Here is a 21,031-nt window from a genome sequence, read left to right as displayed (position 1 = left end):
CGGGACCGGCGCGGGCGCCACGACGGGCTCGCTCCCTGCTGAGAGATACGACCTCCCAGCCACGCGTAGCATGACGGGCGTGGAGCTGCGCCAACTGAGGTACTTCGTCGCCGTCGCCGAGGAGCTGAACTTCGGCCGGGCCGCCGACCGCCTCCTGATCGCGGGACCCTCCCTCTCCCAGCAGATCAAGGCCCTCGAACGCGATCTGGGCGTACGGCTCTTCGACCGCGACCGCCGCTCGGTCTCCCTCACCCCCGCCGGTGCCGCCCTGCTCCCGCACACCCGCGCCCTGCTGGAGCGCGCCGACGACCTCCGGCGCCGGGCCGGTCGGCTGGCGGGCTCGGAGGCGGTCCGGCTCGGCTACGTCAACTGGCTCCCCGCCGACCTGACCGCGCGCACCGCGGGTGTGGCCCAGGTCCATGTGGACGCCTGGATCGCGCCCTCGCACACACAGGCCGCCCGGGTCGCGGACGGCAGCCTGGACCTCGCGGTGTGCTGGGTACGGGACGAGGACGTGAAGCGGCACGGCCTGCGGGCCCGGCTGCTCGGCGCCGACCGGCTGTACGCGGTGGCCGCCGGCACCGACACCGGTGACGTGCGGGCCCGGGACACCTCCGCCCTCCTCGACGACGACACCCAGTCCTGGTCGTCCTGGAACGTCTACGCCGAGCAGCTGGCCCACGACACCGGGGCGCACGCGGTGCCGATCTCCGACGGCGGGATCACCGGCCCGGCCTTCTTCGACCACGTCCGCCGCAGCCGCCGCCCGGTCGTCAACTCGCCCAAGGGGCAGACCACCGCACTGCCGCCCGACCTCGTACGCCGCGAGATCGTCGAACCGTCCGTCCACTGGACCTGGTCGCTGGTGTGGCGCGAGGGCGAGACGCGGGCCGCGGTGCTCGCGGTCGTGGACGCGCTGTGCGAGGGCGTCGGCGATCTCGGGCTGCGCGCCCCGGACGCGTGGCTGCCCGCGGGCGACCCGCACCGCTGACGTTGACTGGGAGGTTCAGCCTCCCAGCAGTGAGGATTCCGGTCCTGGGAAAGGGCGCTCCGGCCTTTGCTTTCGCCTCTCCGGGTCGCTTACGTTCACTAATAGGCGACCGGTCGGCTAGTAAAAACGACCGACCGGGAGCACCGCACTCACCACTTCGGAGAAGGTCGTCATGAGCACTCGGAACCAGAAGGTCGCGATCGTCACCGGCGCCTCGCAGGGCATCGGAGCGGGCGTCGTCGACGCCTACCGCAAGCTCGGTCACGCCGTCGTCGCCACCTCGCGCACCATCGCCCCCGCCGACGACGCGGACATCCTGACCGTCCGGGGCGACATCGCCGACCCGGCCACCGCCGAGCGGGTCGTGGCCGCCGCGATCGAGCGGTTCGGCCGGATCGACACGGTGGTCAACAACGCGGGCGTGTTCGTCGCCAAGCCCTTCACCGACTACACGGCCGACGACTACGCGAACGTGCTCGGCATCAACCTCGCCGGGTTCTTCCGGCTCACCCAGCTGGCCGTTCCGCACCTGCTCACCCAGGGCGGCGGTCACGTCGTCAGCGTCACCACCAGCCTGGTCGACAACGCGGACGCCCGCGTCCCCTCCGTGCTGGCCTCGCTGACCAAGGGCGGAATCCAGTCCGCCACCAAGTCCCTCGCCATCGAGTACGCCACCCGGGGCATCCGCGTCAACGCCGTGTCGCCGGGCACCATCAGGACCCCGATGCACGCGGAGGAGACCCACGACTTCCTCTCCGCCCTGCACCCGGTCGGCCGGATGGGTGAGGTGAGCGACATCGTCGACGCCGTGGTCTTCTTGGAGAACGCTCCCTTCGTCACCGGCGAGATCCTCCATGTCGACGGCGGCATGAGCGCCGGTCACTGAGAAAGGCCGACGGAGATGAACAGCGACAACGACGAGGAACTCGTCCTGCGCGGTGTCCTCGACCCGTGGAAAGCGGCCGTGGACGCCCACGAGCCGGAGCAGGTGGCCCGGCTCTTCACCGAGGACGCGATCTTCCAGGGACTGCACCCCTACAGCGTCGGCCGGCCGGGCGTCGCCGAGTACTACGCCTCCCAGCCCCTCGGAATGAAGGCCGCCTACGACGTCCTGGAGACCCGGCGCTACGCCGACGACCTCGTACTCGGTTATCTGGAAGCGGAGTTCACGTTCACCGACCGGCCACCGGTCGACGTCAAGCTCGCCGTGCTGGTGCGGCGGCTGGGGGAGGACTGGTACATCGCCCACTACCAGGTCTCGCGGCTGCCCGGGTGACAGGTGTGAAGGAAAGCTGCGACACCGCTTAAGAAAACCTCGATGGACCCGGGCGTTCCGGTAGGGCAGATTGCTGGCAGAATCCACCCCCACCCCCGGAACGGGCTCGTCCGGCATGCCCGGACGGGCCCGGCCCCCGGGCCTCACGCACAGGAGCCGTAGCGTTGAAGGCGCTGGTCAAGGAGAAGGCGGAGCCCGGGCTGTGGCTCGTGGACGTGCCGGAGCCCGCCGTCGGACCCGGCGACGTACTGATCAAGGTGCTGCGCACCGGGATCTGCGGCACCGACCTGCACATCCGGGCCTGGGACGGCTGGGCGCGACAGGCGATCCGCACACCGCTCGTCCTCGGGCACGAGTTCGTCGGCGAGGTGGTCGGCACCGGCCGGGACGTCACCGACATCGCCGTCGGTGAACTGGTCAGCGGCGAGGGCCACTTGGTGTGCGGCAAGTGCCGCAACTGCCAGGCAGGACGCCGCCACCTGTGCCGTGCCACGGTCGGGCTCGGCGTCGGCCGGGACGGCGCCTTCGCGGAGTACGTCGCGCTGCCCGCCGCGAACGTGTGGGTGCACCGCGTCCCCGTCGACCTCGATGTGGCCGCGATCTTCGACCCGTTCGGCAACGCCGTGCACACCGCGCTGTCCTTCCCGCTCGTCGGCGAGGACGTCCTCATCACCGGCGCGGGGCCGATCGGCTTGATGGCGGCGGCGGTTGCCCGGCACGCGGGCGCCCGCAACATCATGGTGACCGATGTCAGCGAGGAACGCCTCGCCCTGGCCCGCAAGATCGGCGTGAGTCTGGCCCTGAACGTGACGGACGCTCAGATCGCGGACGGACAGCGGGAGTTGGGCCTCCGCGAGGGCTTCGACGTCGGCCTGGAGATGTCCGGCCGCCCCGAGGCGATGCGCGACATGATCGCCAACATGACCCACGGCGGCCGGATCGCCATGCTGGGACTGCCCTCCGAGGAGTTCCCCGTCGACTGGTCCCGCATCGTCACCTCGATGCTCACCATCAAGGGCATCTACGGCCGTGAGATGTTCGAGACCTGGTACGCGATGTCGGTCCTGCTGGAAGGCGGCCTCGATCTCGCGCCCGTGATCACCGGCCGCTACGGACACCGCGACTTCGAGGCGGCGTTCGCGGACGCGGCGAGCGGACGCGGCGGCAAGGTCATCCTCGACTGGACCGCGTAACGCCCGTCCGACCGCACAACTCCCTTTCGGCGAAGGAACTTTAGGAGCTTCCCCCATGTTCGACTCCGTGCGCGACGACCTCCGCACCACCCTCGACGAGATCCGCGCCGCCGGACTCCACAAGCCCGAGCGCGTGATCGGCTCCCCACAGTCCGCGACGGTGAACGTCACCTCGGGCGGCCGACCCGGCGAGGTCCTCAACTTCTGCGCCAACAACTACCTCGGCCTCGCCGACCACCCCGAGGTCGTCGCCGCCGCCCACGCGGCCCTCGACCGCTGGGGCTACGGCATGGCCTCGGTGCGTTTCATCTGCGGTACGCAGGAGGTCCACAAGGAATTGGAGGCGCGCCTTTCCGCGTTCCTCGGCCAGGAGGACACGATCCTCTACTCCTCCTGCTTCGACGCCAACGGCGGTGTCTTCGAAACCCTGTTGGGCCCGGAGGACGCGGTGATCTCCGACGCGCTGAACCACGCGTCGATCATCGACGGCATCCGCCTCTCCAAGGCCCGCCGTTACCGGTACGCCAACCGTGACATGGCCGACCTGGAACAGCAGTTGAAGGAAGCGGCGGGCGCCCGGCGCAAGCTGATCGTCACCGACGGCGTCTTCTCCATGGACGGCTACGTCGCCCCCCTCCGCGAGATCTGCGACCTCGCCGACCGCTACGACGCGATGGTCATGGTCGACGACTCCCACGCCGTCGGCTTCGTCGGCCCCGGCGGCCGGGGCACCCCCGAACTGCACGGCGTCATGGACCGCGTCGACATCATCACCGGCACCCTGGGCAAGGCGCTCGGCGGCGCCTCCGGCGGTTACGTCGCCGCCCGCGCCGAGATCGTCGCACTGCTCCGCCAGCGCTCACGGCCGTACCTCTTCTCGAACACCCTCGCGCCGGTGATCGCCGCGGCCTCGCTCAAGGTGCTCGACCTGCTGGAGTCGGCGGACGACCTGCGCGTCCAACTCGCCGAGAACACCGCCCTGTTCAGGCGCCGGATGACCGAGGAGGGATTCGACGTCCTCCCCGGCGACCACGCCATCGCCCCCGTGATGATCGGCGACGCGGCGGTGGCCGGCCGGATGGCGGAGCTGCTGCTGGAGCGGGGCGTGTACGTGATCGGCTTCTCCTACCCGGTCGTCCCGCAGGGCAAGGCCCGTATCCGGGTCCAGCTGTCCGCCGCGCACTCGACGGACGACGTGAACCGGGCCGTGGACGCGTTCGTCGCGGCGCGCGCGGAGCTGGACGCCTGAGCGGAACCGGGGGCTGAGTACACCGTGGCGGTCACGGCCCCGGACATATTGCGATAATCGGTCCCATGATCGAAGCGCGGCGGCTCCACATCCTCCGTGCGGTGGCCGACCACCGCACCGTGACGGCGGCAGCCGCCGCGCTGTACCTCACCCCCTCGGCGGTCTCCCAGCAGCTCGCCGCCCTGGAGCAGGAGACCGGCCACCGCCTGGTCGAGCGCGGCGCCAAGGGGGTACGGCTGACCCCGGCCGGCGAGATCCTGCTCGCCCACACCAATGTGGTCCTGGCCCAGCTGGAGCGGGCCGAGGCGGAACTCGCCGCCTACGGCTCGGGCGAGGCCGGCACGGTGACGGTGGCCGCGTTCGCGACGGGTATCGCACAGGTGGTGGCACCTGCAGTGGTCCGACTCTCTTCGCTCGCGCCCGGCATCCGGATCCGCGTCCAGGACGCCGAGGGCGACGCCAGCCTGCCGATGGTGCTGGACCGGCAGGTGGATGTCGCCGTCGCCGTCGAGTATCGCGGCGCCCCGCCCGCCGACGACCCGCGCCTGATCCACGTCCCGCTCTACGCCGAGCCCTTCGACGCGGTCGTCCCGGTCGCCCACCGCCTCGCCGATGCCGACGAGGTCCCCCTCGCCGAACTGGCCAAGGACCCGTGGATCGGCCCCTACCCCGGCAATCCCTGCCACGAGGTCGTCGTCCTGGCCTGCGAGAACGCCGGATTCCAGCCCCGCCTCGAACACTCTTCGGACGACTTCCGCGCGGTGGTCGCCCTCGCCTCGGCCGACGCGGGCGTCGCCCTCGTCCCGCGCTCCGCCCTGCGCGGCATGGACCTGACGGGTGTCGTCGTCCGGCCCGTCGACGGGGTGGCGCCGACCCGCCGGGTCTTCGCGGCCGTACGGCGCGGCACGGAGCAGCATCCGCTGATCCGCCCGGTGCTGGACGCGCTGACGGAAGTGGCCCGGACGTAACCCCGCCGTTTCATATCCGGGATACCGTCCCGGATATGAAGCACGAAGACGAGGCTCCCGACCCCATGGACGCCCGCCTCGGCGCCCGCCTGGCCGAACTGCGGGCCCAACACGGCTGGTCCCTCGGGGAGTTGGCGGAGCGCAGCGGGATCAGCCGGTCGACCCTGTCCCGCGCCGAACGCGCCGAGACCAGCCCCACCGCCTCCCTCCTCAACCGCCTGTGTGGCGTCTACGGCCGCACCATGTCCCAACTCCTCAGCGAGGTGGAGGCCGAGCCCACCCCGCTGCTGCGCTCCGCCGACCAACCCCGTTGGGAGGACCGCGCCTCCGGTTTCGTACGACGCTCCGTGTCGCCCCCGCACACCGGCCTGCGCGGCGAACTCGTCGAGGGCCGGCTCACCGCGGGCGCCGACATCGCCTACGACCGGCCGCCCGTCCCCGGCCTGGAACAGCACATCTGGGTCCTGGAGGGCACCCTCGACGTGACGGCCGGGCACACCGACCACCATCTCGACACCGGCGACTGCCTACGGCTGCGGGTGTGGGGCCCGACGCGGTTCCGCTGCCCTGGTCCGGACGGGGTCCGCTACGTACTGGCGGTGGTGCTGCCGTGAGGACGGAGCAGCTGAGCGCACCCCAACTGCTCGTCGTGGTAGAGGAGTTGGCGGACCTGCTGACCGACACCGTGCACGACGGAGCGTCGATCGGATTCCTCGCGCCGCTCGACCGGGCGGCGGCCGTCGCCTGGTGGCGGGAGCGTGCCGACGGGGTGGGCGCCGGGCGGCTCGCCGTGTGGGCGGCGCGGGACGGCGACCGGGTCGTCGGCACCGTGACCCTGGCCTTCGCCGACAAGCCCAACAGCCGCCACCGCGCCGAACTGGTCAAGCTGATGGTGCACCGGGACGCCAGGGGGAAGGGCCTCGGCCGCCGGCTCCTGACCATTGCCGAGAACGCGGCGGTCGCCGCCGGTATCATCCTTCTCCATCTGGACACCGAGACCGACAGCCCCGCCGAGCACCTGTACCGCACCGCCGGCTGGACCCGGGCCGGCGTCATCCCCGACTACGCGGCGAGCCCGGACGGGGAGCTGCGGCCGACGACGCTCTACTACAAGAAGGTGGGGGCGGGAGCACACACTCCCACCAGGTGATTGTCAGTGCCGGCCGCTATCTTGCCTGTCATGCCGGATGCCGAAGACGTACGCCGTATCGCCCTCTCCCTCCCGGACACGACGGAGAAGATCGCCTGGAGCATGCCCACGTTCCGGGTCGCCGGGAAGATGTTCGTCACGCTGCCCGAGGAGGAGACCTCCATCGCCGTGCGCTGCCCCAAGGAGGAGCGCGACGAACTCGTCCTGGCCGAGCCCGAGAAGTTCTGGGTCGCCGATCACGAGGCGGGCTTCGCCTGGGTGAGGGCCCGGCTCGCCGCGCTGGACAGCGAGGAGGAACTGCGCGACATCCTCGCCGACTCCTGGCGCCAGGCGGCCCCGCCCCGACTCCTGGATTCCTACCCGGAGTTGGGGCTGCCGACCGGCGACTGAGCTGCCGTGACGCGGAGTCGGTCGGCGGATCTCAGCCTCGCGCACCGGCGCGCCCGCTCCCGAGGAAACCGTCGATTCGCCCGCGCAGCGACCGGGCGTCGAGCCCGTGGGCGGACAGGTGTTCCTCGACCGTGCCGTAGCGCCGCAGTTCGGGGCGGGCCACGCCCAGGCCCAGTACCCGGTGGGGCACGTCGGCGAGTGCGTCGTTCGCGGCGGCCGTCGAGGTACCCGCGAGATACGGCTCGACGAGAACGACGTCGGTCCCCGCCGTCCGCGTGGCCCGGCGCAGCGCGGTCGCGTCGAAGGGCCGTACGGTCGTGGCGTACAGGACGGTGACGTCGAGGCCCTCGGTCGCGTCGAGTACGGCGTCGAGCATCGGCCCGACCGCGACGACCACACCGGAGCGGCCCTCGCGGACGGGGAGGAAGTGCTCGCCGTCGACCGGGAGAGCGTCGGCGTTCGACTGGACGGACAGCCGTACGTACACCTTGTCGTCGCCCGCGGCGACCGCGTGCCGCAGCAGGGTCTCGGCCTCGTCCGGGTGGCCCGGCACCTGCACGGTCCAGCCGTCGAGCGTGTCGAGGAGCGCGACATCGCCCGGAGCCATGTGCGTCAGCCCGCCGGCGGGCCAGTCGAACGAGGCCGCCGCGCTCACCAGCACCGCGCCGACGCCCTGGTGCCCGAGATCCAGCTTGACCTGCTCGAAGGGCCGCTCGACGAGGAAGCTGGCGAAGGTGTGCAGGACGGGGCGCATCCCGGTCAGCGCGAGTCCCGCGCCCGCCCCGACGAGCAGCTGCTCGCGGATGCCGACGTTGATCACCCGCTCAGGGTGGCGGAGTTGCGCCTCGGCGAGACTCACCGCGCCGATCTCGGCGAGGACGACCGCGACGCGTGGATCCTCGTCGAGCAGCCGGGAGACGACAGGGGCGAAACGGTCACGCATGGTGTCCATGGAGAAAGAGCCCTTCTTGAACTGTTGAACTGCGGCTGAGGGGGACAGGCGGTCACGCGGACTTCGGTTCCACCTGGGCCACGACCACATGCGGTCGGCCGGGATGCGGCGCGGTGAAGGCGGCGTACAGCGCGTCGTGATCGCGGCCGTCGACCGTCACGGTCGACCAGCCCGCGGCCTCGAAGCGGGCGGCGATACCACCGGGCCGGGCATGACTGGCGGAGGAATTGTCGACGACGACGGTGTGCAGCCGGTCCAGTCCGGCGGGCCCGGCGAAGGCGATGGCCTCGTGGTTGCTGCCCTCGTCCAGCTCGGCGTCCCCGACCAGCACCCAGACCCGGGGCTCGGTCCGCCCCTGGGCGCGCAGTCCCAGCGCCGTCCCGACGCCGATCGGCAGCCCATGTCCGAGCGACCCGCTGCCGATCTCGGCGCCCGGCACCAGCACCCGGTCGGGGTGATGGCCGAGCGGGGAGTCGTACGAGCCGAACCCCGGCAGCCACTCCACCGGGACGAATCCCCTGGCGGCGAGCACGGCGTAGTACGCCATGGGCCCGTGCCCCTTGGAGAGCAGGAACCGGTCCCGTTCCGGGTCGCCCGTGCGTTCCGGGCCGACCCGCAGCACCCGGTCGTAGAGCACCCACAGCACGTCCAGCGTCGAGGTTGCCGCCGGACCGTGCTTCTCGTCACCGGTCATCAGGCCCATGAGCCGGGGCAGGTCGCCGTGCGTGTACGGATGGCTTTGTTCCGCGGTGATGGTCATGCGGACGATCGTCCAACCTCAACCAAACTTCAGGTCAAGCGCGGCGGGGGAGCCGGCCGGAAGTCGGCCCCCGATAAAGGCGTGCGCGATCACCGACGGGAGTGCGGTATTGTTTCCATGCGCGTTCGACCAGGGGAAACCCCAGGTCAGATGGGCAACGGGACGTGGCGCAGCTTGGTAGCGCACTTGACTGGGGGTCAAGGGGTCGCAGGTTCAAATCCTGTCGTCCCGACTTTTCGAAGTCGCAGGTCAGGGGTCATTTCAGAGGAGATCTGAAGTGGCCCCTTGATCATTCTTGGGGACCGTTTGGGGACCACTGCACTTGGCGGGCGCTGTGGCGCACTTTGACCCGGTCAAGGTGCGCCACGGGGTGGTCGGTACAACGCAGAGCGGGCGGTTCGTGGAGTCGCCCGTGTGTTTCTGATGACGCATCACGTGGAGTGCGTCGCGACCTTCGAGCCCTCTCGAAAGGTTCCTGACCTGGTGTTTTTCGTCCACATTGTGTGTGGCGTGGGCCTTGCGGGCGCCATCTGGACGAGTCCTGCCGGGTACGCCGCCGGGTCTGCACCAGTGAGGTGCCGGCCCTGTTCCAAGTCAGCCGACGGGCCGTCAGCAACGCTCTGCTCGACGTGCGGCCGTTCTTGAACGGCGACTGATTCTGTCTTGAGCCAGCCCTGAGGAAATACCTAACTGTCGGCGCCCTCGTGGTCCGCGTCCCCAACCGGCGAATCCACCGCGCAAGTTCCGCAAGGTTCCACTTGACGCGAGACGCCTTCTCGGTCATCGAGAAAGGCTTTCATGAAGGTGATCGCGGCGACGATTCGCCCCGTCATCGGGCGGACCACCGCCGAGGCGCGTATCTGCAGGGCTGGGGCCTGGAGGCGGAGAACGGATGCTGGTCGTACGGGCTCCGGTCAACCTGTTTGTTCGGTTTCGTTCAGTCGTCGGGCGACCGGTAGCGAATCGACGCCAGCGGTTCGCGTTCGAACAGGAACGGCTTGGCGGCCTCGCGGCCGATCGAGGGTCGGAGCCGTGTTGGGGCGCCGCGGTGCGGGCGACGCGAGTGACTGGGAGTCTCAGAGCGCGCCCTCGCGGAAGGCGCGTGACCAGTGGTGGGCGCCAAGTCGCCTCCCGCTGCTTGCACAAAATCCTGTGCACATGAAATTGTGCATACTGTGTCAGAAGAACCCGGGTTGAGGGAGATCGCTGATCTGGCGGCTCTCAAGACGCTCAGTCACCCACGCCGGTACCAGATCTTCCAGCAGCTCTCCCTGCTCGGCTCGGCCACGTCGGCGATGCTCGCGCGAGAGCTCGACCTCAACACCGGGGCTACCAGCTACCACCTCCGAGAGCTGGCCCGGTACGGCTTCATCGAAGAGGTCCCCAAGGACGCTCAGGTGCATGGGCGTGAGCGGTGGTGGCGGGTCGTACCCGTCGATCTCCGCTTTCCCGAGCGCAGCAGGCAGAGCCCGGAGATGCGCCCCGTCATAGACGAGATGAACCGCCGGGCCTACGCGGCGGACCTCGAGTTGTTCGAGCAGCTTCGGCGGCAGAGTGACGATCTTGATGAGTGGGCCGATGCCTTCCTCTACTCGCGGGGTTCGATGCGGCTGACCTTTGAAGAACTGCGCTCCTTTTTCGAGGACTACATCGCTCTGCTCAACCGGTACAAGCGGCCCGACGACGAGGTCCCCGCCGGCGCGCGGACCATGCTGACCCGGTTCTTCGCCCTCCCGGCACCGGATCCGGAGCAAGTCGCGGCAGAAACCAACGAGACCGTCGTATCTGAGGCCGAATTCGAGCCCGCGTCAGAAAGGGAAGAAAGCCCGTGAGGATGAAATCCAGGGGCAGGTCGAGTACACCGGAGAATTCGTTCGGCCAGGCCGTGACGCTCCAAGGTGTGACCAAGACCTATGGGCGCGGAGCTCACGCAGTCACTGCTCTCAACGAGGTGTCCGTCACGATTCCACGCGGCACCTTCACAGCCGTCATGGGCCCGTCCGGATCCGGAAAGAGTACGTTCCTGCACTGCGCCGCAGGCTTGGACCGGCCCACCTCCGGCTCCGTCAAGGTCGCTGACCGTGAGCTGACCGGAATGGACGAGACCGAGCTGACGCATCTGCGGCGGCAGCGCGTGGGCTTCGTGTTCCAGGCATTCAATCTGGTCCCGGCACTCACAGTCCGTCAGAACATCACCCTGCCGCTACGACTGGCAGGACAGCGCACCGACAGGGGATGGCTGGACGAGATCATCCACCGTGTCGGGCTGGCCGGTCGTGTCGACCACCGGCCTTCACAGCTCTCCGGCGGTCAGCAGCAGCGGGTGGCCATCGCACGGGCGCTCATCACCCGTCCCGACGTCATCTTCGGCGATGAGCCGACGGGTGCGCTCGACACCGTCACCGCCAAGGGGATCCTCACGTTGTTGCGCAGTTGCGTCGACGAGGCCGGGCAGACGGTCGTCCTTGTCACGCACGATCCGGTTGCGGCCGCCTACGCCCACCGCGTCCTGTTTCTCGCCGACGGACGGGTGGTCGACCACTCGGACGGTCCGACGGCCGACCAGATCGCCGAACGTATGACGCACTTAGGAGCATGGTCCTGATGATCCGGTACGCCTTCAGCACCCTTCGGTACCGCAAGGGGGGCTTCATCGGAGCGTTCCTCGCGCTGCTGTGCGCCGCCGCCCTTGTCACCGCTTGTGGAACTTTGTTGGTGACGGGGTTGACCGGGAAGATCGAGACAGAACGTTACGCTGCGGCGTCCATCGTGGTGGCCGGGGACCAGAACGTCCACCAGGTGAAGGTGAAGAAGAAGCACGGTAAGACGAAGGTCAAGCACAAGGCCAAACCGCTCGACGAGCGAGTCTGGCTGCCGGCCGGCGTCACCACGAAGATCGCGGCCGTGCCCGGCGTCAAGGCCGCGGTGCCCGAACTGGACTTTCCCGCCTACCTTGTTACGGATCAGGGGAAGATCGTCTCAGGGCCGGACGGAAAGGCATCGCTCGGCCACTCCTGGACGTCGGCAGCGATGACTCCGTTCGCGTTGGTGGCGGGCAAGGCCCCTCAGACGAGTGACGAGGTGGTGCTCGACAGGGAGATCGCCTCTCGGACCGGCTTGAAGACCGGTGATCGGGTGACCGTGCAATCCACGACCACGCCGGCCACCTATCGAGTCTCAGGTATCGCTGCCGCGAAGGCCGGCGATCTGGGAGAACAGTCATCGCTGTTCTTCTCTCAGCAGGAGGCCGAGCGGCTGAGCGGACGCGCCGACCAGGTGGCTGTAGTCGGGGTGATCGCCGACGAAGGTGTCGACCAGGCACAACTCAAGACCGCCATCTCGCACGCTCTCGACGGCACCACGGCCCAGGTGCACGGTGCCGCCGATCGCGGAGCCGTGGAGTTCCTCGGCGCCAGCAAGGCCCGTGTGCAGCTGATCAGCATGGGCGGTGCCATTGCCGCGGTCTCCCTGCTGGTGGCCGTCCTCGTGGTGGTGGGGACCTTCGCTCTCTCCATCCAACAGCGTTATCGGGAGCTGGCCCTGTTGCGCGCAGTCGCTGCGACACCCCGGCAGATCCGCGGTCTCATCGGCCGTGAGGCCGCCATCATCGGCTTGGTCGCGGGGGCCGCCGGCGCAGTCGCGGGGTTGCCGATCGCCGTGTGGCTGCACGGAAAGTTCGTTGACTTCGGCACCATCCCCGAGACATTGAAGCTGACGCTCAGTCCTTATCCGATGCTCGCCGCAGTGGTGATCACTGTGCTCGGCGCGTGGGTCGCTGCCCGGGTATCGGGTCGGCGGGTCGCGCAGATTCGCCCCGCGGAGGCGCTGTCCGAGGCCGCGATGGAGACCGGGCCTTTCGTGATGCGCCGGTTGGTCGCCGGAGCGATCTTCCTGGTCGTGGGCATTGTGCTGTTGTTCGTCTTGAGCATCCTGCACACGGAGCCGGCATCCGCGCCTGTCACCTATCTGAGCGTGATCATGCTTTCCGCTGCCGTGGCACTGCTGGGACCGGTCATCGCACGGGCCGGCATCGCCGCGCTCAGCGGGCCGCTGAGGCTGTCCCGGATCAGTGGGTATCTCGCGGTGGCCAATAGCCGTACCAACCTGCGACGGTTCTCCGGCGCCCTCACTCCTCTCACCCTGTTGGTCGGCATGACCTGCACCATCATCTTCGTTCAGTCGACCTTGGGGCACGCGTCCCAGAGCCAGGCCAGAGAGGGGAACCTCGCGAACTACACCCTTGCGTCCTCGGGGCCTGGAGTGCCCGACTCCGCGGCGGACAAGGTGCGAGAACTGTCCGGCGTCAGCACGGTGACCGAGGTCGTGCGCAGCACGGTGCGAGTGGGCTTGGACAAGTTCCAGATTCAGGGTGTCACCCCGAAGGGCCTGAGCAAGACCGTGGACCCGGGCGTTGTGTCAGGCTCCCTGAACGGGCTGGGTCAGAACGGCATGGCTGTCAGCAAGGTGGCCGAGCGCATCGTCGGAGGCGTGGGCAGCAAGGTCGAAGTGACCATGGGAGACGGCACCCGAGTCCGACTCACCGTGGTCGCGGTGTACGACCGTGGCCTGGGCTTCGGCGATCTCACCATGGCCCACGACCTGGTGGCTGCTCACGTGGACAACCCGCTGAGTTCCGCAGTCCTCGTCAAGACGGACCGGACGAAGCAGGACCTGGCCAAAGTGGTGCGTGGCTATCCGGGAGTCCAGGTGCTCAACGGCGATCAGGTGGACTCGCTCCGTGCGGACCAGCAGCAGTCCAATGCCGCGGTCAACTTCGTGGCGATGGGCATGATCATCGCCTTCACCGCCATCGCCGTGGTCAACACGCTCGCCATGTCCACGACGGGCCGCACACAAGAGTTCGCGTTGCTACGGCTGGTGGGAACCACTCGGCGGCAGGTGCTGCGGATGCTGCGTCTGGAGTCGCTTGCGATTGTGCTGCTCGCGGTCGTCGTCGGCACACTCATCGCGATTGCGACGCTCACGGCGTTCGCCATCGGTATGACGGGCAGCGCCGCTCCCTATCTGTCCACGTTCATCTATGCAGCTGTCGTGGCGGTCGCCGCGGGTCTTGCTCTCGCCGCGACGATGATCTCTGCTCGGGTATCCCTGGCCGGCAAACCCGCGGACGTGATCGGCTCCCGGGAGTAGCCCCGGGAGTGAACTCGCCGCGGAGCGCTCGCTCCGGCCCGCGCACTTTCGCGCCGCCCAGGCCCGGGCGGCGCGAAAGTGCACGGATCTTGGCCACAAGCGCCGCAGGGCGTGGCACACATCTCGCCGTGACGGCCTGGCCGCAGCGAGCGGTGAGACACGCTGGGATCGCACGTGTCACCGAATCGGTATTCGATTTAGTGGCTGTTGACCTGCAATTTTAAGAGGAATCCAGCGATTGTCGACGCCGCGCGGGCCGACGTGGGACCGGTGTCGAGGGGCTGTACCTCCGGCAGGTTCTTGGTCTGCCGGCGGTACAGCACGCTTGGTGTCGTGGCCAGGGGAAATAGAGGACTTGTTCCGCCTGGCCAGGGTGCTGGCCCGTGTGTGGTCCGGGGGCTGAGGCAGGTCGCTGTGCCGACCGGTCGCCTGCTACCAGGAACGCGGCTCGGACTCGAACCAACGCAACCTCAACCCCCGTCCGCAGGACCTGCGGCGGTGGGTTTTACCTCATCGCGCCTCCCGTGCGTAGGGCGCGAGGGTGATCCGGTCGATCAGCGGTGCGTAGCGGGAGCGCAGGGGTACGCCGGGGAAGGTGTCCGAGGCGTAGGTGGTGCCGTCGAAGTTCGGCAGTTCCTCGGAGCGGAAGGTGATCGTGCTCTGTCCCTTCCTCAGGTGGACGGGGACGGTCAGCTCCCAGAAGTTGTTCTGGTGGAAGCTGTGCGGGAAGCTGACGCGCCGTATCTCGCCTCCGTTGACGCTGATGTCGGCGTGGCGGGCGAGCGGATCGGGGTTGTAGTGCGTGGCCTCGGCCTGCTCGGGGTTGGAGTAGCGGATGCGCAGTGCGTACAGCCCGGTCCGGTCGGCGGTGACGGTGAAGGTCGCGGTGTTGCCGTTGCCTGGCTCGCCTCCGATGCCGGTGATCGCTGTGCCGTCGGTGGCCAGGGAGAGCGGGGTGAGCGTGGCCGAACCCGCGAGCTTCGCGTCCTGTGCCTCGTACGTGCGTGCCGGGAGCGCACCCTCGGTGGGGGTGACGGTGAGGCGGTCGACGAGAGTGGTGTACGAACCCCCGGTCACCGTCACCTTGTTGACGCCGCCCGAGAGGGAGACCGCGACGCTGTGCCTGCTGTTGGCCAGCCGCAGGACGTCGTGCCCGTTGACGGAGAGGCGGGCGTTCGCGGCGCCGAGGGTGTTGACACCGAGGGTGGCTTCGCGGTCGGTGGGGGAGTAGACCCAGAACGTGGCGGTCTGGCCCTTCTTGAGCTGGACGGCGCCCGAACCGGTGGCCGGGGTGCCGGCCTGTTTCGGCAGGTTGTAGACGGGACGCGCGCCATCGGAAAGCCAGGCCAGCTCGCCCTCGTACACCTGCGTGTCGGTCGAAGCGGCCGGCAAGGACAAGGTGAGCCGGTCGACGATGGCGTCGCCCTTGGTGGCGCGCTTTCCGTCGAGGCTCTTCGCCGCGAGTGTCAGGGTGTGCTTGCCCTTGGTGAGCTTCACCTTGGTATCGGTGTGGTCCCACACCACCCACTTGTAGCCCAGCGGCAGATACAGCTCCTGCTCACTGTCGGCCCTGCCGTCCACTCGCAGGAAGACGTTGGTCGGGCCCTGCTCCTTCACCTTGTCGAAGGTGTTGAGGGAGTTGGCGAAGATGCTCAGATCGTAGGTACCGTCCTGCGGCACGTCCACGGTGGTGTCGAGGGTGACGTCCGATCCGGTGCGCAGGCCGCCCACGTCGTAGCCGCCGGAGGTGTAGAACTTCGACACGTCGCCGGGCGAGCCCTCGGGGCCGTTCTTGGAGTAGCCGGTCCCGGTGTGGGCGGCGTCCTCCGCCTCGTACGAACCCTGCCAGCGCACGGGCGGCGACTGTGCCCCCTTCGCCTTTCCGGCAGGGCTGAGGACGATCTCGTACGCCGAGGACTCCTTCAGCTTCGGCAGTGCGCCGTCGCCGAAGTCGACGACGACCGTGCCGTCGTCAGCGACCTTCAGGTTCTGCTCGGTGAGCAACTTCGGGCCCTGCGAGTCGCCCACCTGCCCGGTCCACTCGATCTCCCGCACCCATGCGTGCACGCGGTCCCCGAAAAGCCTCTTCGGGACGTTGCCGAAGGTGATGTGGCCCTTGCCGGTGGAGCCGCCGAAGATCAGCCGGGCCTGTTTCTTCGTCCGGTCGAGCGTACCGACGCCCTGCATGGTGTAGTTCTCGCCGGGGAACGGCGGGGTCACCTTCACGGTGTGCCCGCTCATCGAGGCGTACGAGTTCAGCAGCCACCACTGGCCGTTGCCGCGGTTGGACTGCACCGCGGAGTCGGAGAGGTTGCCGTCGATGTTCCAGTAGGCGATGTCGGCGTCCACCTTGGACTCCTCGATCGCGGACACCCACTGGATCATCTGGCCGGGGACCGATGTGTGGTAGTTGAAGGCGTACTCGTTGATGTTGACCGGGAGCTGTGTGCCCTCACGAGAGGTGCCCTTGAACAGCTCCTTCTCCCATGCCCGGTAGGTGGCGACGCTCTCGCGCACCGCCTCCGGGTGGCTCAGCTCGTGCCAGGTGATGACGTCCGGGAGGGTGCCGGCGGCCAGCGCGTGCGTGAGGAAGCCCTTCACCTGGTCGTACAGGACGCTGGTGTTGGGGCCGGCGATGCGGGCGTCGGGCATCTTGCCCTTGATGAGCTTGTACGCGTCGTCCCAGGCGGCGAAGTAGGCGTCCGGGTCGGTGAGCCAACTGACCTTGTCGTAGCTCCACTCGCCGGTGCCGAACATGTTGCCCTCGGGCTCGTTGAACGGCACGAAGACGATGTTGTCCTGGTACTCGTGCGGCAACTGCAGGACCTGGTCGACCTGCTTGGCGATCTTCTCCATGTAGAGCTTCAGCTTCTCCGCGGGGGTGTCGCCCGGCCACTGGTAGGGGAAGCCGCGGTGGATGTCCGTCATGTAGATGTACACGTCACCGTCGGTGGAGTCGGCCAGCGGTCCGACCACGTCCAGCGCGTCGGCACCGGGGTGTTGCGGGCCGTCTTGAGCCTTGGTGGAGACCGTGCGCAGGCCCATGCCCTCGATGAGGTTGTTGGTGGGTACGTCCGGTCCGTACACCCCGTAGAGAGTGCCGGAGGCGCCGCCGTGGAACGCGCCGGTGTCCGAGCCGAGGTCGACGGTGAGCTGTCCCTCCCGAACCACGGTGACGGTCGCCTTCACCACGCGACCGGACGCGGTTCCGGCCACGGTGAAGGTGCCGGGCCGGGCGTATTCGTCGGGCGGTACGGCGTCCCAGGTGATGGGCGTGTCGCGGTCGTAGCCGTCGGAGAAGGAGGCGCGGACGGCGGCCGGGAGGGACGGGGCGGTTCCCGTCGTCGTACGGACCTCGAAGGACGTCTGCGAGATCTCCTGGAGGGTGGCAAGGCTACCGACCGTGCCGGCCACCTGGTCGGCGCTGAGCGCCGTGTGCCACACGGTGAAGTCGTCGATCGCGCCCTTGAGCAGTGGGTCGGGGTAGAAGGACTTGCCTATGTAACCGGCGGACGTCGCCGAGCCGTCCAGCAACTCCTTCGCCTTGACGCCGGTCTCGGCGGAGGAGACCGCCACGCCGTCGAGGTAGGTGGTGACCCGGCCGGCCGTGCTGTCGAGGGTGACGGTGACGGTCCGCCACTGGTCCGCAGGAAGCTTCGCGTAGCCGCGGACCTGTGCCTCCGCGCCGCCTCCGCCGGTGGTCACTGAGGTCTGCAGCACCCCGCCGTTGTTGGACGGGGTGGTGAAGAGGTACTTCGTGTTGTCGGTCCCCAGATCGAAGATCCGCTGCCAGGGCGATGTGTCACTGCTCCACTTCACGCGGGCCGAGACCGTCAAGTCGGTTGCGTCGCCGAGCACTTCGCGAGGAAGGCGGACATACGCGCCGTTCGAGGTGGGCGCCCCGCCGGGCAGGGCGAGTGCCTTGCCTCCTTCGGAACCCGCGACGGACTGGGCGGTGTCACCGTTCACCAGGCTCGCCGTCAGACCGTTTCCGGAGCTGTCGGTGATCTTCCCCGAGGAGAGGTCGTCCTGGTCGAAGGTGTAGCGGGCGGCGGGCTGGGGCGCCTCGGCCGCCTGCGCGGGGGCCGGCGGTGCGGCCAGCAGGCCCACGCCGACGGCCAGGGCTGCGGCGGCCGAGGCTCGGCGGTGGGATCTGTGAGCGGATGGCATGGATTACGTCCTCATCCTTGAGGGGCCACGGTGCCGGTTGACCCACGCCTCTTTGTCAGCCCCGGTCGGGCCAACGGCCGCCAGGGTGAGTACCGCCGGCCAGGAGGGCAGCCGTGGCGTGCGGGTGGTGGGGTGGAGGGAGTCGAACCGGTTCGGCGAAGCTAGCACCGAGGAAAGCGGCCAGCAATCCCCCCGACATACGGAACCTGTGTCGTGTACGGCGGGTTGCAGGGACGTTGCGGAAATCGCTGTCCGAGGTGTTGACAGGTGGCGGGCTTGTTCCTACCTTCACTTCACGCGAACCGGTTCGATGACCGGCTGTCGCCCTACGCAACGTCGAACCGGTTCGATCCATCCAGGGAGTGCCCGTGAACATCGGTGAGATCGCCCGGCGGGCCGGTGTCTCGCGGAGCACCGTGTCCGTCGCGCTGAGCGGTAAGCGCCCGGTGTCGGAGGAGACCCGCCGGAAGATCCAGCGCGTCATCGACGAACTGGGCTACCGGCCCAACGCCAGTGCGCGCGCCCTGGCCAACGGCCGCACCAACACGATCGGCCTGGTCTTCCCGCCGGCCGGCAACCACTACACCGGAATGCAACTCGACTTCATCGGCAGCGTGGTGGAGGCCGCCGCGGCCCACGACTACGACGTGCTGCTGTCACCCAGCGGCGTCGACAGCGACCGCTCGTTCCAGCGGATGCTGGGGGAGCGGCGGGTCGACGGCGCCATCCTGATGGAGATCAGGCTGGAGGACGACCGGGTCGATCACCTGGCAGCCCTCGGCTTCCCCTCCGTCGCCATCGGCCGCACCGCACATCCCGAGGGCACCTGGTGGGTCGGCCTGGACCACACCGCGCTCGCGGCGGCGTGCGTGCACCACCTCGCGGACCTCGGCCACCGCAGGGTCGCCTTCGTCAACCGTCCCGAGCAGTTGCTGCGGGCCGGATACGAGTCGGCCCATCACGGCCTCGACGGCTTCACGAAGGCCGCGGCCGAGAGGGGACTGACCGTGCGGACGTACTGCTGCGGGGACGACGCCGCGTCCGGCCAGGCGTGCCTGGAACAGATCCTGCACGACGACCCGGCCACCACGGCCCTGGTCACCCTCAACGAGGCCGCGCTCGGCGGCCTCTACCGCGGACTGGCCCAGGCCGGCCGTCATGTACCGCGCGACTTCTCCGTCACGGGAGTCGTGGCCGGCCGGTGGGCGGAGACGGTGACTCCGCAGCTCACGGCGGCGGATGTCCCGGCGGAGGAGATGGGCCGACACGCCGTCGACCTCCTCGTCGAGCGGATCGACCGCCCCGACGCGACACCCCGACACCACCTCCTTGCACCGCCGATCTCGCTCCGCGCCAGCACGGGGCCCGGCACCGGCACACCGTCCACCGAGGCGCGCTGACCTCGACCCCCGACACCACTTTCTGATCGCGGTTCACGGGCGTACCCCCCTCACCGTGGCTGTTCGGCATGCCCGCTTCCCCCCTCGTCACCCTCCCTCGGCACTCCGGTGCCAAAAAACGAAGGAACGCGCGATGCACAGCTCCCTCAGACGACTTCGCCTCACCGCCGCAACCGTGACGGTCCTCGCCGTCGCCGGCACCGCGACCGCCTGTTCCTCCGGTTCGGGCACCACCGGCACCAAGGCCGCGGACAGCGGTACCTACACGATCTGGGACCCGTACCCGCAGTTCGACAAGACCTCCGCGTGGGCGAAGCTGCTCGACGCGTGCGGCGCCGAGGCCGGGGTGAAGATCAAGCGGACCGCGTTCGACACCAGTGACCTGGCGAACAAGGCGCTGCTGGCCGCCCAGCAGGACAACTCCGCCGACGTCCTCATCGTCGACAACCCGGTGGTGTCGACCCTGGCCGAGGCAGGCGTCCTCACCACGACCGCGGACAACAAGCTGGACACCTCGAAGGTGAACCCCAACCTCCTCGCCGCCGGACAGGCGGGCGGCAAGACGTACGGCATGCCTATCGGCGCCAACACCCTCGCCCTGTACTACAACAAGGCGGTGCTGAAGCAGGCCGGTGTCGACATTGCCTCGGTCAAGGACTGGAAGTCGCTGACAGCCGCGCTCGCGAAGGTCAAGAAGGCCGGCAAGAAGGGCATCACGTTCTCCGCGATCGGCACCGAGGAGGGCACCTTCCAGTTCCTGCCCTGGTATTGGGGATCGGGCGCCCAACTCACCACGCTCGACTCCGACAAGGCGGTCTCCGCGCTGACGCTGTGGCAGGGCTGGCTGAAGGACGGCTACGCCCCCAACTCGGTCCTCAACAACACCCAGACGACCAGCTGGCAGGAGTTCGCGACCGGCGACTACGCGTTCAGCGAGAACGGCACCTGGCAGCTGGCCAACGCGAAGAAGGCCGGCTTCGAGTACGGAGTCGTCCCCGTTCCGGCCACTGACGGCGGCAACGCGGCGGCCCCGACGGGCGGCGAGTTCGTCACTGTCCCGGTCCAGGGCAAGACCGACCGCTATGCCAACTCCCAGAAGATCGTGACCTGCCTGACCAGCACCGACAACCTCCTCAACACCGACACCACGCTGTCGTACGTGGCACCCACCACCGAGGTCCAGGACAAACAGGTCGCGGCGAACGCCGAGTTGAAGCCCTGGGTCGACGCGGTCAAGGCGGCCAAGGGGCGCACCAGTGACGACCTGGGCACCAAGTACCCGAGGATCTCGGAGCAGTTGTGGAAGGCGGTCCAGTCCGCGCTGAGCGGTTCGAAGTCGCCGAAGGACGCACTGTCCGCCGCCCAGTCGGCCGTCAAGTAA

Annotated in this window: 17 protein-coding genes and 1 tRNA gene; 15 read left to right on the top strand and 3 right to left on the bottom strand. The window is 68.9% G+C overall.

Annotated elements, in window-relative coordinates:
- The first annotated feature begins 70 nt into the window (after nucleotides 1-70).
- The 9 genes from ACWDEW_RS31305 to ACWDEW_RS31265 all read left to right on the top strand — a co-directional run bounded on the left by ACWDEW_RS31305 (nucleotide 71) and on the right by ACWDEW_RS31265 (nucleotide 7,217).
- A complete protein-coding gene (locus ACWDEW_RS31305) occupies nucleotides 71-991 on the top strand; it encodes a LysR family transcriptional regulator (RefSeq protein WP_450517132.1) in 921 nt (306 codons plus the stop codon).
- A gap of 172 nt (nucleotides 992-1,163) precedes the next feature.
- The gene (locus ACWDEW_RS31300) at nucleotides 1,164-1,877 is read left to right on the top strand and encodes an SDR family NAD(P)-dependent oxidoreductase (protein WP_450517130.1); all 714 of its coding nucleotides are present in this window, start codon (nucleotides 1,164-1,166) and stop codon (nucleotides 1,875-1,877) included.
- A gap of 15 nt (nucleotides 1,878-1,892) precedes the next feature.
- On the top strand, nucleotides 1,893-2,267 hold the full coding sequence (locus ACWDEW_RS31295) for a YybH family protein (RefSeq protein WP_450517128.1): 375 nt from the start codon (nucleotides 1,893-1,895) through the stop codon (nucleotides 2,265-2,267).
- Nucleotides 2,268-2,431: 164 nt separating this feature from the next.
- The gene (gene tdh, locus ACWDEW_RS31290; protein ID WP_450517126.1) at nucleotides 2,432-3,460 is read left to right on the top strand and encodes an L-threonine 3-dehydrogenase; all 1,029 of its coding nucleotides are present in this window, start codon (nucleotides 2,432-2,434) and stop codon (nucleotides 3,458-3,460) included.
- Nucleotides 3,461-3,515: 55 nt separating this feature from the next.
- Entirely contained in the window at nucleotides 3,516-4,709 is a 1,194-nt protein-coding gene (locus ACWDEW_RS31285; RefSeq protein WP_450517124.1) for a glycine C-acetyltransferase, read from the top strand.
- A gap of 65 nt (nucleotides 4,710-4,774) precedes the next feature.
- Nucleotides 4,775-5,677, top strand: a complete 903-nt coding sequence (locus ACWDEW_RS31280; protein ID WP_450517122.1) for a LysR family transcriptional regulator — start codon at nucleotides 4,775-4,777, stop codon at nucleotides 5,675-5,677.
- Between the two features lie 35 nt (nucleotides 5,678-5,712).
- Nucleotides 5,713-6,291, top strand: coding sequence for a helix-turn-helix domain-containing protein (locus ACWDEW_RS31275; RefSeq protein WP_450517120.1), 579 nt, complete (start codon nucleotides 5,713-5,715; stop codon nucleotides 6,289-6,291).
- Nucleotides 6,288-6,827 (top strand): N-acetyltransferase family protein, encoded by a 540-nt coding sequence (locus ACWDEW_RS31270; protein ID WP_450517118.1) that lies wholly within the window; start codon nucleotides 6,288-6,290, stop codon nucleotides 6,825-6,827. Before ACWDEW_RS31275 ends, ACWDEW_RS31270 begins: the two co-directional genes overlap by 4 nt.
- 30 nt (nucleotides 6,828-6,857) lie before the next feature.
- On the top strand, nucleotides 6,858-7,217 hold the full coding sequence (locus tag ACWDEW_RS31265; RefSeq protein ID WP_450517116.1) for an MmcQ/YjbR family DNA-binding protein: 360 nt from the start codon (nucleotides 6,858-6,860) through the stop codon (nucleotides 7,215-7,217).
- Nucleotides 7,218-7,248: 31 nt separating this feature from the next.
- On the opposite strand, the gene ACWDEW_RS31260 is transcribed toward ACWDEW_RS31265, so the two are convergent.
- Entirely contained in the window at nucleotides 7,249-8,169 is a 921-nt protein-coding gene (locus tag ACWDEW_RS31260; RefSeq protein ID WP_450517114.1) for a transketolase family protein, read from the bottom strand.
- Between the two features lie 52 nt (nucleotides 8,170-8,221).
- Nucleotides 8,222-8,929, bottom strand: coding sequence for a transketolase (locus tag ACWDEW_RS31255; RefSeq protein WP_450517112.1), 708 nt, complete (start codon nucleotides 8,927-8,929; stop codon nucleotides 8,222-8,224).
- Nucleotides 8,930-9,087: 158 nt separating this feature from the next.
- Between ACWDEW_RS31255 and ACWDEW_RS31250 the strand changes: the two genes are divergently transcribed.
- The 4 genes from ACWDEW_RS31250 (at nucleotide 9,088) to ACWDEW_RS31235 (ending at nucleotide 14,080) form a co-directional block, all read left to right on the top strand.
- Nucleotides 9,088-9,161 (top strand) — tRNA-Pro (locus tag ACWDEW_RS31250).
- 961 nt (nucleotides 9,162-10,122) lie between these two features.
- Nucleotides 10,123-10,761 carry a helix-turn-helix domain-containing protein gene (locus tag ACWDEW_RS31245; protein ID WP_362983536.1) on the top strand — a complete coding sequence of 213 codons (639 nt, stop codon included), beginning with the start codon at nucleotides 10,123-10,125 and terminating at the stop codon, nucleotides 10,759-10,761.
- 2 nt (nucleotides 10,762-10,763) lie between these two features.
- Entirely contained in the window at nucleotides 10,764-11,534 is a 771-nt protein-coding gene (locus ACWDEW_RS31240; protein ID WP_450517110.1) for an ABC transporter ATP-binding protein, read from the top strand.
- Entirely contained in the window at nucleotides 11,525-14,080 is a 2,556-nt protein-coding gene (locus tag ACWDEW_RS31235) for an FtsX-like permease family protein (protein WP_450517108.1), read from the top strand. The genes ACWDEW_RS31240 and ACWDEW_RS31235 overlap by 10 nt, the downstream gene beginning before the upstream one ends.
- A 510-nt stretch (nucleotides 14,081-14,590) precedes the next feature.
- Here the strand turns inward: ACWDEW_RS31235 and ACWDEW_RS31230 are convergent.
- Entirely contained in the window at nucleotides 14,591-18,250 is a 3,660-nt protein-coding gene (locus tag ACWDEW_RS31230; RefSeq protein WP_450517106.1) for a LamG-like jellyroll fold domain-containing protein, read from the bottom strand.
- 368 nt (nucleotides 18,251-18,618) lie between these two features.
- Between ACWDEW_RS31230 and ACWDEW_RS31225 the strand changes: the two genes are divergently transcribed.
- Nucleotides 18,619-19,650 carry a LacI family DNA-binding transcriptional regulator gene (locus ACWDEW_RS31225; RefSeq protein WP_450517104.1) on the top strand — a complete coding sequence of 344 codons (1,032 nt, stop codon included), beginning with the start codon at nucleotides 18,619-18,621 and terminating at the stop codon, nucleotides 19,648-19,650.
- A 133-nt stretch (nucleotides 19,651-19,783) separates the two neighbouring features.
- Nucleotides 19,784-21,031 carry a sugar ABC transporter substrate-binding protein gene (locus tag ACWDEW_RS31220; protein WP_450517102.1) on the top strand — a complete coding sequence of 416 codons (1,248 nt, stop codon included), beginning with the start codon at nucleotides 19,784-19,786 and terminating at the stop codon, nucleotides 21,029-21,031.

The organism is Streptomyces sp. NPDC001100, assembly GCF_053598575.1.
This window is presented reverse-complemented; position numbering and strand designations above follow the sequence as displayed.